The sequence below is a fragment of the Rhodococcus cercidiphylli genome, assembly GCF_033042225.1.
GTDB lineage: Bacteria > Actinomycetota > Actinomycetes > Mycobacteriales > Mycobacteriaceae > Rhodococcoides.
This window is the reverse complement of record NZ_JAWLKE010000011.1, coordinates 52,426-64,615: the sequence shown is the minus strand read 5'-3', so window position 1 is coordinate 64,615 and position 12,190 is coordinate 52,426. Positions and strand designations below refer to the sequence as shown.

Annotated in this window: 12 protein-coding genes and 1 pseudogene; 8 read left to right on the top strand and 5 right to left on the bottom strand. The window is 65.7% G+C overall.

The window, feature by feature from the left end:
- Positions 1-99: 99 nt before the first annotated feature.
- Together R3P95_RS23460 and lspA are read right to left on the bottom strand one after the other, a co-directional pair.
- Positions 100-513 carry a Rieske (2Fe-2S) protein gene (locus R3P95_RS23460; protein ID WP_008720941.1) on the bottom strand — a complete coding sequence of 138 codons (414 nt, stop codon included), beginning with the start codon at positions 511-513 and terminating at the stop codon, positions 100-102.
- 185 nt (positions 514-698) lie between these two features.
- Positions 699-1,226 carry a signal peptidase II gene (gene lspA / locus R3P95_RS23455; protein WP_052061206.1) on the bottom strand — a complete coding sequence of 176 codons (528 nt, stop codon included), beginning with the start codon at positions 1,224-1,226 and terminating at the stop codon, positions 699-701.
- Positions 1,227-1,517: 291 nt separating this feature from the next.
- Between lspA and lnt the strand changes: the two genes are divergently transcribed.
- From lnt to ccsB, 3 genes are read left to right on the top strand one after another with little or no spacing between them, the layout of a single operon-like run.
- A complete protein-coding gene (gene lnt, locus R3P95_RS23450) occupies positions 1,518-2,993 on the top strand; it encodes an apolipoprotein N-acyltransferase (protein ID WP_228139423.1) in 1,476 nt (491 codons plus the stop codon).
- Between the two features lie 34 nt (positions 2,994-3,027).
- The gene (gene resB, locus R3P95_RS23445) at positions 3,028-4,650 is read left to right on the top strand and encodes a cytochrome c biogenesis protein ResB (RefSeq protein ID WP_045841170.1); all 1,623 of its coding nucleotides are present in this window, start codon (positions 3,028-3,030) and stop codon (positions 4,648-4,650) included.
- 4 nt (positions 4,651-4,654) lie between these two features.
- Positions 4,655-5,617, top strand: a complete 963-nt coding sequence (ccsB, locus tag R3P95_RS23440; RefSeq protein ID WP_032373342.1) for a c-type cytochrome biogenesis protein CcsB — start codon at positions 4,655-4,657, stop codon at positions 5,615-5,617.
- Between the two features lie 6 nt (positions 5,618-5,623).
- Here ccsB and R3P95_RS23435 read toward each other — a convergent pair.
- The 3 genes and pseudogenes from R3P95_RS23435 to R3P95_RS23425 form a co-directional block, all read right to left on the bottom strand.
- Positions 5,624-5,923 (bottom strand): annotated as a pseudogene (locus R3P95_RS23435) (DUF3703 domain-containing protein).
- 48 nt (positions 5,924-5,971) lie between these two features.
- Positions 5,972-8,179, bottom strand: coding sequence for a heavy metal translocating P-type ATPase (locus R3P95_RS23430; RefSeq protein ID WP_032373341.1), 2,208 nt, complete (start codon positions 8,177-8,179; stop codon positions 5,972-5,974).
- Positions 8,172-8,570: an ArsR/SmtB family transcription factor gene (locus tag R3P95_RS23425; protein WP_032373340.1), complete on the bottom strand. Its 399-nt coding sequence runs from the start codon at positions 8,568-8,570 to the stop codon at positions 8,172-8,174. The genes R3P95_RS23430 and R3P95_RS23425 overlap by 8 nt, the downstream gene beginning before the upstream one ends.
- A gap of 136 nt (positions 8,571-8,706) precedes the next feature.
- On the opposite strand from R3P95_RS23425, the gene R3P95_RS23420 reads away from it, so the two are divergent.
- The 5 genes from R3P95_RS23420 to R3P95_RS23400 are packed head-to-tail and all read left to right on the top strand — an operon-like array spanning position 8,707 to position 12,174.
- Positions 8,707-9,366: a DsbA family protein gene (locus R3P95_RS23420; protein WP_008720127.1), complete on the top strand. Its 660-nt coding sequence runs from the start codon at positions 8,707-8,709 to the stop codon at positions 9,364-9,366.
- Positions 9,341-9,976, top strand: a complete 636-nt coding sequence (locus R3P95_RS23415) for a vitamin K epoxide reductase family protein (protein WP_008720128.1) — start codon at positions 9,341-9,343, stop codon at positions 9,974-9,976. Before R3P95_RS23420 ends, R3P95_RS23415 begins: the two co-directional genes overlap by 26 nt.
- A 55-nt stretch (positions 9,977-10,031) precedes the next feature.
- Positions 10,032-10,661 carry a TlpA family protein disulfide reductase gene (locus R3P95_RS23410; RefSeq protein ID WP_008720130.1) on the top strand — a complete coding sequence of 210 codons (630 nt, stop codon included), beginning with the start codon at positions 10,032-10,034 and terminating at the stop codon, positions 10,659-10,661.
- Positions 10,658-11,290: a TlpA disulfide reductase family protein gene (locus tag R3P95_RS23405; RefSeq protein ID WP_080733221.1), complete on the top strand. Its 633-nt coding sequence runs from the start codon at positions 10,658-10,660 to the stop codon at positions 11,288-11,290. Before R3P95_RS23410 ends, R3P95_RS23405 begins: the two co-directional genes overlap by 4 nt.
- Positions 11,287-12,174: a cytochrome c biogenesis CcdA family protein gene (locus R3P95_RS23400; protein WP_032373339.1), complete on the top strand. Its 888-nt coding sequence runs from the start codon at positions 11,287-11,289 to the stop codon at positions 12,172-12,174. The genes R3P95_RS23405 and R3P95_RS23400 overlap by 4 nt, the downstream gene beginning before the upstream one ends.
- The last annotated feature ends 16 nt before the right edge of the window (positions 12,175-12,190 follow it).

The window sequence follows — 12,190 nt, the reverse complement described above, 5'->3', positions numbered from 1 at the left end:
GTGGGGGCACAGAGTGGGTCCTCGAGTGCCGCACATCGGCCCGGTCGAGACCGTTCACCCCGAACCCGTCCACCTCGCATGTTCGCGCCCGGTGATGGATCAGTCGACGGTGAGGGTATCGACGGTTCTGGTCACGGCACGGTTCGGCAGTGGCTCGGTGGCGGGGCTGCGCATGACCGCCCCGTCGGTGATCGAGAACGCACTGTTGTGGCAGGGGCACTCGATCGTGCCGTTGCGAACTCGGTTCACTGTGCACCCTCGGTGAGAACAGATAGCCGAGAAGGCCCGGAAGATACCGGGTTCCGGTTGGGTGACGACGACCTGCCGGTCGGCGAGCACGATTCCACCGCCGACAGGAACATCGTTCACCGACAAGGTGACGGGACCGTCGGAAGCGGTGTCCTCACCGGACGGGGCTTCGCCGACGCTGCATCCGGCGGCAGTCAGGCACGCTGTAGCGCAGCTCGTAGCGAGAAAAATACGGCGCGGTAGCGCCGGGATGTCCTCGCTCATACAGCAGGCTCCCCTCGGTACGCCTCGGTGAGCGAGAGGCGACGATCGCGTGTCGGTGGTTGTAGTCGACTATGTTTCGAGCAGTTCCGGTGTCGATCACCCTCACTGTTCGAGCGGATCAGCATGATTGTCCTGTCGCGAATGTATGTGCACTGCAGGGCATTCGATTCGAACGCCGAGATATCTCATGCACGTTCACGATCCGGCGCTGTCGGGCACTGCGGGCAGAGGGGCAACCCTTGTGCCCTCTCGCGTGCCAGTGCCGCCCCGATCATCAGCACCACCCCGCAGGTGATGTAGATGTCGGCGAGGTTGAATGTCGGCCACCAACCGGTGTGAAAGTAGTCCGTGACCGCACCGTCGACAAGCCGGTCCAGAACGTTGGACAGCGCGCCGGCGAGGATCAACGCCAGCGCCACCGTGGTCCACTGCTCCCCGTGCCGAGCGCTGTGCCATCCGTAGGCCGCGACCCCGGCGGTGATCGTCGCCGTGACCGACACGATCACCCATAGGGGCAGCGAATTGCCCAGACTGAAGGCCATTCCGCGGTTGAAGGCGAGCCGCAATTCGAGGATCGGTAGTGGGATCGGAGAGCCGACCAATGCTTCTTGCGCCCAGTAGTCGACGGTCAGCGCGGTAGCGACCAATGTCAGCACGAGAGTCACTGCGTAAGCACGCAGCCGCGTGGGAGACGTGGTGGGCGAGCGGTTCACGGATCCTCGTTCTCGGGTGTGTATCTCGGACAGGTGCTGGGTGTCGACGGAAGGGGATCGGTCACCGCCGCAGAGTTGCCATCACATAAAATACTATGCACCATAGTAGTTGATGAACGGCAGAGGCTCCTCCGGTACCGGCTGCACGCGCGTGCCGTCATGAGATCGGCTCCCGGCATCGAGCCCGGGCCTCGACCTCTCGTCTACGACCCGAGCCGGGCGCGGTGGGTGACCGGCAGCAACGGAGTCCGCGCGTGGATCCGGCTCCTCGCCGCCGCCTCATCCGGGCTGATGTTGTATGCCACATTCCCGCCCATCGATCTGTGGTTTCTCGCTCCGGTAGCACTTGCAATGCTGCTGTTGGCTGTGCGCGGGCGAGGGGCGCGTGCGGGGGCCGGCTACGGCTTCGTCGCCGGCTCGGCGTTCTTCGTGCCTCTGCTGCCGTGGGTGGGGGAGTACGTCGGATCGGTGCCGTGGCTGGCGCTGTCCGTCGTTCAAGCACTCTTCGTGGCACTGTTCGGTGCGGTAGCGGATCGGATGTCCCGACTGCCGTGGGCGCCGGTCTGGGTGGCGAGCGCCTGGGTGGCGATGGAAGCGGCACGATCTCGGGTCCCGTTCGGCGGCTTCCCTTGGGGCCGCATCGCATTCGGTCAATCCGACGGGCCGCTGCTGCCTCTGGCTGCGGTGATCGGCGCGCCGGGGTTGTCGTTCGTCGTGGTGCTGATCGGGTCCGCTCTGGCCGGCGTCGTTGCCTCCGGTCGCATCACCCGCAGAACTGCAGCAGCGTCGTGCATCGGTGTGGCCACTGCTGTAGGGGCGCTCACGATGGTGGCTCCACTGTTCGCTCCGCCGCAGCAGGACACGGTCACCGTCGCCTTGGTGCAAGGCAACGTCCCGCGTCTCGGTCTCGACTTCAACGCCCAACGACGCGCGGTTCTCGACAACCATGTTCAGCGCACCATCGAGCTCGCCGCCGACATCGACTCCGGCCGCGTACGCGCACCCGACCTGGTCATCTGGCCGGAGAACTCCTCCGACATCGATCCCCTGCGCAACCCCGACGCCGCCGCACGTATCGACGCCGCGGCCCGCGCCGTCGGAGTCCCCGTACTCGTCGGCACGGTTCTCCGCCGAGACGACGGCACCACGAGCAACACCTCGATCGTGTGGGATCCCGTCACCGGGCCCGGGCAGAGGCACGACAAGCGGCAACTGGTGCCGTTCGGGGAGTACCTGCCGATGCGCACGATCGTCACCGCACTCTCTCCCTATGCCGCCCAGGCAGGAAACTTCACCCCGGGCCAGGGCAACGGCGTCCTCGACCTCGCCGGAGTGCACGTCGCGGTGGCCACCTGCTACGAGGTCGCCTTCGACTCGTTGCTCACCGACTCCGTGCGCGCCGGTGCCCAGCTGATCGCAGTGCCCACCAACAACGCCACTTTCGGTCGGACGAACATGACCTATCAACAACTCGCCATGTCGCGGGTACGAGCGGTCGAACACGGGCGCAGCGTCGTCGTGTCGGCCACCAGCGGCGTCAGCGCCGTCATCGATGCACGCGGGGAGGTCGTCGAGCGCACGGAGCTGTTCACCCCCGCAGCTGTCGTCACCGAGGTGTCACTGAGCACCACCCTCACCCCGGCGACGATCACCGGCAGCGTTCCGGAATGGATTGCCGCCACCGGCGCTGGTGCAGCACTGGCGTTCTCGCTGCTGCGCCGACCACGCTCCATCACACCGAACCCCGCAAACTACTATGTCGCGTAGTATTTAGATGGTGGTCGGTGAAGGGCGTGCGGAGATGACGATCGACGAACACCCCCGTGCGCACTCGCCGGGACTGGTGCGCAGAACAGTGGCGATGCTGCGCAACCGGTGGCGACAACTGACGTCGATGCGGACAGCGTTGGTGCTGCTGTTCCTCCTCGCCGCCGCAGCTGTCCCCGGCGCTTTGCTGCCGCAGCGCAATCTCAATACCCAGGCCGTCGATTCTTTCATTGCCGCGCGTCCGGTTCTCGGGCCGGTGATGGACACGCTGGAATTGTTCGACGTGTTCGCGAGTTCCTGGTTCACCGCGATCTACGTCCTGTTGTTCGTGTCGCTGATCGGCTGTCTGACTCCCCGGTTGATCGAGCACGGCAAAGCTCTTCGCGCACAACCTGTTCGAGTACCGCGAAACCTCACTCGACTACCGTTGCATCATTCGGGCACCCTCGCCGGTGACCCCGAGAAGGTGATCGCCGACATCGCGCGGCACTTGAAAGGGTGGCGTACCGCCGTTCGACCCGAGCCCGATGGGGCACTGACTCTCTCGGCGGAGAAGGGCTACACCCGCGAGGCCGGGAACCTGCTGTTTCACTTCTCGCTGATCGGTCTGCTCGCGGCCATCGCGATCGGCAAACTGTTCGGCTACGAAGGCTCGGTCATCGTCATCGCCGACAACGGGCCCGGTTTCTGCAACACCTCGCCCGCGATCTACGACTCCTTTCGCGCCGGCAACAGCACCGACGGCACCGGACTCGAGCCGTTCTGTATCCGGGTCAGAGATTTCACCGCCGACTACCTCGAGAACGGTCAGGCCGAGATGTTCACCTCGAACATCTCCTACCAGAGCGCCGACGACATCGCCGCCGACACCTGGCGCGACTATCAACTCAAAGTCAACGAACCCCTCCGGCTCGGCGACGAACGCATCTACCTCACCGGACACGGCTACGCCCCCGAGTTCACCGTCACCTTCCCCGACGGCCAGACCCGCACCGAAGCGCTGCAGTTCCGCCCCGACGACGCCACCACGTTCCTCAGCAGCGGCGCGCTGCGATTCGACCCACCCGGGGGGACCTACGCCACCGCCGAGGAGCGCCGCCGAGGGCAGATCGCCATCGAAGGACTCTTCGCGCCCACCGCGCAATTCAACGGCAACCTGCTCTCCTCCCGCTTCCCGGAACTGGTCGATCCCGCGGTGGCAGTGGACATCTACAAAGGCGACACCGGTCTCGACACCGGCATCCCGCAGTCGATCTTCTCCCTGGACCAGGAGATGATCAACCAGGGCCGGCTGGTCAAGCAGGACCGGGTCAACCTGCGGCCCGGAGAATCGACGACCCTCTCCGACGGCACCGTCGTCCGGTTCGACGGTGCCAAGGAATTCGCGAACCTCCAGGTCGGATACGACCCCGCGCAGCGGTGGGTGCTCGTGTTCGCGGTCACGATGATGACCGGACTACTGGTGTCCCTGGTCATCACACGTCGCCGTGTCTGGTTCCGGGTCCACCCCGGCGAGCGCGGTCTCTCGCCAGTGGACATGGGTGGCCTGGCTCGCACCGATCACGCCGGCTGGGGACCGGAATTCCAGACCCTTCGGTTGAAGATCTGGCCGCACACGCAGAGCCCGTCCGAGAACCACGACAGAGAAACGGTGTAGCACCATGCCGATCGACGACACCCTCGCCCGGTGGAGCGACATCAGCTTCGAGACCGCCTTCGTGGTCTATCTCCTCGCCGCGATCGCATTCCTCGCACAGCTCGCAACGACCCGTAGCGCGGAACTGCACAATACGGAGCGACTTCGTGCTCGGATCATTGCTGCCACGTCGACGACGCCCGGACGCATTCCCGACGCACCCCGGCGAGTTCCATCCGAACGTTTCGGGCGTAGCGGACTCGGGCTGGTGATGGTGGCACTGACCCTGCATATCGGGTCGATCATCCTTCGCGGGATCGCCACCGGCAGGCCGCCGTGGGGCAACATGTACGAATTCGTCTCGGTCACCTGCGCAGCAGGTGTAGTCGCTGCACTGGTGGTGCTGCGCTCGACGCAGCTACGCACCCTGTGGTTGTTCGTTCTGGTGCCGACGTTGATCCTGCTGTTCGTCGCCGGCACCGTGCTGTACGCCGACGCAGCACCGGTGGTACCGGCACTGCAGTCGTACTGGCTGCCGGTGCACGTCTCCATCGTCTCGCTCGGCAGCGGGGTGTTCCTGATCTCCGGGGTTGCGAGCATACTGTTCCTGATCCGCATGAAGCATCCCGAGGACTCGGGCAGCCGCGTGAGCCGGATCGCAGCCCGCCTGCCCTCCGCGCAGACACTGGACATCGTGGCCTACAAGACCACGATCTTCGCCTTCCCGCTCTTCGGCGTCGGCGTCATCCTCGGCGCTATCTGGGCCGAAGCCGCGTGGGGCCGGTTCTGGGGCTGGGATCCGAAAGAAACGGTCTCCTTCATCACCTGGATCGTCTACGCCTCCTACCTGCACGCCCGCGCCACCAGCGGGTGGCGCAACACCCGCGCAGCATGGATCAACATCGCCGGATTCGTGGCGATGCTGTTCAATCTGTTCATCATCAACATGGTCGTCTCCGGCCTGCACTCCTACGCAGGCCTGAACTGATGACCGCTATCTGCCTCTCAGCGCGTCCGTACGGTCCTGCGGAATGGGCATCGGCGACATCGGTCCCGCCTCGACCCGGCCGGTGTTACCGGCCGGGTATCGCCCCGACCACGATCCTGGAGCAGCGATCACGATCCGGATCACCTGACCCCAGGATTCGCGCCGATCATGTTCTACCGCCGCAGCTTTCACCATCGCGGCGTGGTTGAGAGCATGCAATCACGGATAGTGCTGCGAGAGGATGTGTGTTCGTTCGAGGTGGTGCCAGCGCACCTCTGTTGTCGATGCCGCTGCTGCTGGGGTCATGTCGATCCCGTAGAGCCTGCATGCAGTCCGATCACCGCCCGCAGGTCTCTACCTTCCCTGACCGAGTTCGCTTCGCGCGGGAGTCGATGTGCAGCAGGTACATCCATCCGAGCACCCGGAGCTGCTGCCGTCGTCTGCTCCGATCGCCGAGGGTGACGGTGCGGTGGTGGCGGCCAGTAGGTTCCCAGATGCGAGAGGCGCAGCGTTCCTCGGCGTCGGGGCCGGAGCGCAGCAGGCATCCTCGAAGGCCGCTGCGGGTGCGATCGTGACATTGAGGGCACCGGATGCCGTAGGCGGTGGGACGAACCCGTCCAACGGTGTGGTGCGGGCGGCACGAATCGCATTGGCGATCACCAGGACTTCGGCGAGTTCGTGGACGAGCACCACAGTCGCCAAACCGAGGACGCCGGTGGCAGCCAGTGGGACGAGCACGCCGATGATCGCGATCGACAGGGCGATGTTCTGGACCATGATGCCGCGGGCATGCCGAGCGTGGGCCAGCACCTGCGGTAGATGCCGGAGGTCTTCCCCCATGAGGGCAACATCGGCGGTCTCGATGGCAACGTCGGTTCCCATTGCGCCCATGGCGATACCGACATCTGCGGTCGCCAAGGCGGGAGCGTCGTTGATGCCGTCGCCGACCATGGCAATCTTGCGTCCGGCCGCGATGTCGGCGAGCAGGGCCGCTTTGTCCTCGGGCAGTAGTTCGGCGTGGACGGCGGTGATACCCGCCTGGGTCGCCAGGGCCTGCGCAGTGAGTGCGTTGTCGCCGGTGAGCATCGCAGTGTCGATACCGAGCGCGGTGAGTTGGCGGACAGCCTCGGCGGCCTCGGGCCGCAGTTCGTCGCGGACGGCGATCGCAGCGATCAGGACTCCGGCGCGTTCGACGAGAACGACTGTGGCACCGCTGCTTTGGAGACGAGCGACGTCGGCGCGGAACTCCTCGGAGCTGGGGTGGGTGTCGAACCAGCTCGGTTTCCCGAGCCTGATCGCGGCTCCGTCGAGGGTGCCGGTCAGGCCGTGTCCGGCGATGGCAGTGACATCATCGGCTGCCGCGACGGTCGATACGGAAGCGAGGATGGCGCGGGCGAGTGGATGCTCGCTGCGCGCTTCGAGCGCAGCAGCAACGGCCAGCGCGGCGTCGCGGCCGATTCCCGCAGCGGTGACGACGTCGACGACCTCCGGTCGTCCTGCGGTGAGGGTGCCGGTCTTGTCCACGGCGACGACGCGGATGCGGCCCAGCTCTTCTACTGCTGCACCGCCTTTGATCAATGCCCCGTTGCGGCTCGCAGCCCCGATCGCCGCCACCACCGACAGCGGCACCGAGATGGCCAACGCGCACGGTGATGCCGCGACCAGGACCACCAGTGCGCGTTCGAGCCACAACATGGGGTCACCGAGCACCGCACCGACGCCGGCGACGAGGGCGGCGAGAATCATGATCGAAGGCACGAGGGGACGTGCGATCCGGTCCGCGAGCCGCTGGCCGGCCCCTTTGCGGTCCTGGGCCTGTTCGACGATGCGGACGATGCGCGCAAGCGAACTCTCCGATGCCGGCGCGGTGACGGTGATCTCGATGGCTCCGCCGCCGTTGATGGCACCGGCATGCACCTCGTCGCCGACACCGGCTTCGATGGGCACGGACTCGCCGGTGATCGCGGACACGTCCAGATTCGTCGAACCGCGTGCGATGGTGCCGTCCGTGGCAGCTCGCTCGCCCGGTCGCAGCACCATGGTGTCCCCGATCACGACATCGTCGGGGGGCAGGGCCTGCTCGGTTCCACCGCGCAGGACCGACACTGTCGGCGGCACCAAGGACAGAAGTGCGCGTAGTCCGCGGCGGGTCTTGGTGACCGCGTACTCCTCGAGTCCCTCGGCGACGGAAAACAGGATGCCGAGCATCGCGGCCTCGGGGATCTGGCCCAATGCGATGGCACCGAGGAGCGCGATCGTCATCAGCGTGCCGACACCGATGCGGCCGTGTCGCAGATTTCTCACCGTCGCGGGAACGAAGGTGACGGCCGCGATCGCGGCAGCGATCAGACCGCCGACGGTCGCGACCGCATCGGCACCCGTTCGACCGAGCAACCACGATGCGGCGAGGATGATCGCGGCTACCGATGCGAGTTGCAGCTCGCGGACCTGCCACAACCTCTGGGGTACGTCGGTCGGAGCCGGACCTGCCGTGCCCGTACCGTCGGCGGCCGGTTCGGTGGTCGGCGCAGCGGGGGTCGGTCCGCAGCACGCGTCAGCCATGATCGACCCCGGTGAGATCAGCGGTGGCCGAGGCGGTGGCCAGTGGCTCGGTCAGTATCGAGAGCAGTCGGGCGCCGCGATCGGTGAGCGAATACATGACCAACTTTCCCTCTCTGTTCGATGTGACGGCGTCCGCGGCTTTGAGTTTGCGGAGATGGTGGGAGACCAGCTTCTGGCTCTGTCCCACGATCCACGCAACATCGCAGCCGCACATCTGCCCGCCGGCGTTCAACGCGAGCGCGATGGTCAGTCGGGTGGGGTCACCGAAAGCTCGGGCAGCGTCGGCGACCGGTTCGATATCGCCGAGAGCAGGCAAGGCTGCGCGCACCCTCTCGGCGTGAGGGAGGTCCATACACAACAGATCGCACGAGTCCAAAGGTTCCAAGGCCATGGGCACAATCTAACAATCATGCGATCGTCAGGGAAGACCTTTCGGTCGACGTTCGTACGATTGTTAGTCTCACAACGGGTCGAAACGCCCATATCGGGCCCGTTGATCAGTCCGAACGAGTCGAGAAGGTAGTTGTATGAGCCGAGCGTTGAAGATTTCCCTGTCCCTGGTGGTCGTGTTCGCCGCCGCGTTGGCTGTATTTCTGGTGGTGGACCGATCGGGCACGCCGGATGCTGCCGCCGCCGAGCAGGCCGCCGCCGACCCTGCCTCGATCGCGGTGCGCGAGAACAGTCATCGGTTGAACTCGGTGCCCGACGGCCGGGTCACGTTCGTGGAGTTCCTCGACTTCGAGTGCGAGGCCTGCCGGTCTGTCTACCCAGCGATCGAACAATTGCGTGAGGAGTACGGCGACCGGGTGAGCTTCGTGGCCCGCTACTTTCCCATCGCCTCGCACTTCAATGCCGAACGCGCCGCACGCGCTGTCGAAGCCGCAGCACAGCAGGGCGGCTTCGAGGACATGTATCAGCGCATGTACGAGACGCAGGCGCAGTGGGGCGAACAGCAGGTTCCGCAGGACGAGTTGTTTCGGAGCTTCGCCGTCGAGCAAGGACTCGACATGAGCGCCTTCGATGCCGCTTACACCGACCCTGCGACGCTCGAACGCATCGAGGCCGACGTCGCCGACGGGATCGCGCTCGGCGTCCAGGGCACCCCGACGTTCTTCCTCAACGGCACCAAGATCGAACCCACCACCTACGGAGACCTCACCGATGCCCTCGACGCTGCACTCGGCTGACCGCGCAGCCGCTCTCACCCGACGCAGCGGACCGTTCGCCCGAAGCCTGCCCTGGCTGCTGCTGGTAGGAGGCGTGATCGGACTGGCCGCCGCGTTCGTACTCACGGTAGAGAAGTTCGCCCTTGCGCTCGATCCCGCCTACGCCCCGACCTGCAGTATCAATCCGGTACTCAACTGCGGATCGGTGATGGACACCCCGCAGGCGTCTGCGTTCGGATTTCCCAATTCCCTTCTCGGGATCGCGGGCTTCGCCGTCGTGGCGGCAGTGGGTGCCGCCCTGCTCGCCGGAGCCGTGTTCGCGCAGTGGTTCTGGAGTGCACTGCAGGTCGGTGTCACTGCTGCTGCGGTCTTCGTGCACTGGCTGATCGTGCAGAGCCTCTACGACATCGGCGCGCTGTGCCCGTACTGCATGGCGGTGTGGGCGGTCACCGTACCGATCTTCTGGTACGTCACGCTGCGCAACCTCGACCGCGGGGCTCCGAGTGCGGGCCGGCGGCAGTGGGCGGGAGTGTTGATGCGCAATCACTCGATTGCGCTGACCGTGTGGTTTCTCGTCCTCATCGCCCTGATCGCGCAGCGTTTCTGGTCGTACTGGTCCACGCTCCTATGATCCGCGACGTACCGTTCGCCCCTCTGCCGATCTCTCGAGAAAGAAGGTCACGGCGATGACGCGCGGCTGGTCGATCGTCATGCTCGTCGTTGTCGTTGCATCGATCGTCGCACTGTGGCCCCGCTCCGGTGGCGTCGAGGGCGGCCCATCCGACGTCATCGCCAACAATGTCGCGCCGGTCGGACCCGAACCCACACTGTCCCGCCCGCCGGATGACGCGGCACGAGCAACAGCGCTACCGCTGTGTCCGCAGCCGGTGCCACACGAAGGTGGGCCGCTGGCGGGAGTGATGGCGCGCTGCATCGGCAGTGCCGACGATGTCGATCTCGTCGACGTTCTCGGCAGCGAGGTGACGCTGATCAACCTGTGGGCATCCTGGTGCGGCCCGTGCCGCACCGAGATGCCCGTAGTCGATGCCTACGCCGCAGAACCCGACGCGATCCCAGTCATCGGAATCAACGTCGAGGACCGACCCGCGGACGCGGCCGCGCTGCTCACGCAACTGGGCATCCGCTATCCGAACTACATCGACGGCGGCAGCGTCCAGGACGCGCTCTCGGCACCGCCGGTCCTTCCCCTGAGTTTTCTCGTCCGCCCGGACGGAACGATCGAGCGCATCACCGACCCGACAGTGTTCGAGACGACAGACCAGATCCGCACTGCAATAAAGGACTTCACCTCATGACACGTTTCCTACCCGTGTGGGTCGGTACTCGACGACAAGGCGGCACGCCCACCGCGGCAATCGGATCGATTCTTGCCGTCGTACTACTGATCTCCGGATGCTCCGCTGGTGCCGACGCTGCACCGTCCGGCGGGAGCTTCGACTTCGTCGCGCCCGGTGGCCGAACCGACATCGTCTACGACCCTCCCGAAACACGCGGAACCATAGGCGAGCTCGCCGGCCCCGATCTGATGGAGGAGGGCAAGACGACCGCTCTGGCGGACTACGACGGAAAGGTCGTCGTGATCAATCTCTGGGGTCAATGGTGTGGCCCCTGCCGCGGCGAAGCCGACGACCTCGAAGAGGTCTACGAGGCCACCCGTGAGCGCGGTGTGCAGTTCCTCGGTATCAATGTCCGAGATCCGCAGAAGGACAAAGCGCAGGACTTCGTGGTCGACAACAACGTCACTTACCCTTCGATCTACGACCCCTCGATGCGGACGCTGATCGCCCTCGGCGGGAACTATCCGACCAGCGTCATTCCCTCGACGCTGGTACTCGATCGCCAGCACCGGGTGGCCGCGGTCTTCATGCGAGCCCTGCTCACCGAAGACCTGCTTCCCGTCGTCGAACGGATAGCCGCGGAATGACGACTCTTCTCGCCCAAGACATCGGGTCGACGTTCCAGAACGCGGCATCGAGTGGGCCCCTACTGCTGGCGATCGCGGCATGCATGCTCGCCGGGTTGGTCTCGTTCGCCTCACCGTGCGTGGTGCCGCTGGTGCCGGGATACCTGTCCTACCTGGCAGGCATCGCCGGCGCCGACGCCCAATCAGCCCGCGACGCCCAATCAGCCCGCGGCACCCAATCGGCCTGCGAGGCTCAGTCAGCCGATGCCCGGACACCCAGCACCGCGACCGCCGGTACGTCGTCGACGGGTCTCGTGAATCGCTGGCGTGTGGCCGGTGCAGCGTCGTTGTTCGTCGCCGGGTTCACCATCGTCTTCGTCCTCGCCACAGCCTCGGTCTTCGGAGTCATCGGCACCTTGCGCATCAACGAGCAAGTACTCCAACGCGTGGGCGGGGTCATCACGATCATCATGGGTGCGGCGTTCATCGGGTTGATACCCGCACTGCAACGCGACACCCGATTCGCACCCCGGCAGATCTCGTCCCTTGCAGGAGCGCCGCTGCTCGGTGGGGTGTTCGCGCTCGGCTGGACGCCGTGCCTGGGTCCGACCCTTGCCGGCGTGCTGTCCGTGGCGGCAGGCACCGAAGGTGCAACCGCAGCCCGCGGGGTCACTCTCATCGTCGCGTACTGCCTGGGACTCGGCCTACCGTTCGTCGTTCTTGCGTTCGGTTCGAGTTCGGCGATGCGCGGTGTGGGGTGGCTTCGGAGGAACTCTCAGAGGATCAAGGTGGCGGGCGGTGTCATCATGATCGCCGTCGGCATCGCACTGCTGACCGGGGTGTGGGGGTTGTTCATCGCCTGGATCCGCAACGAATTCGTCAGTGCAGTGATCCTGCCCATCTGATCGTGATGTCGCCGAA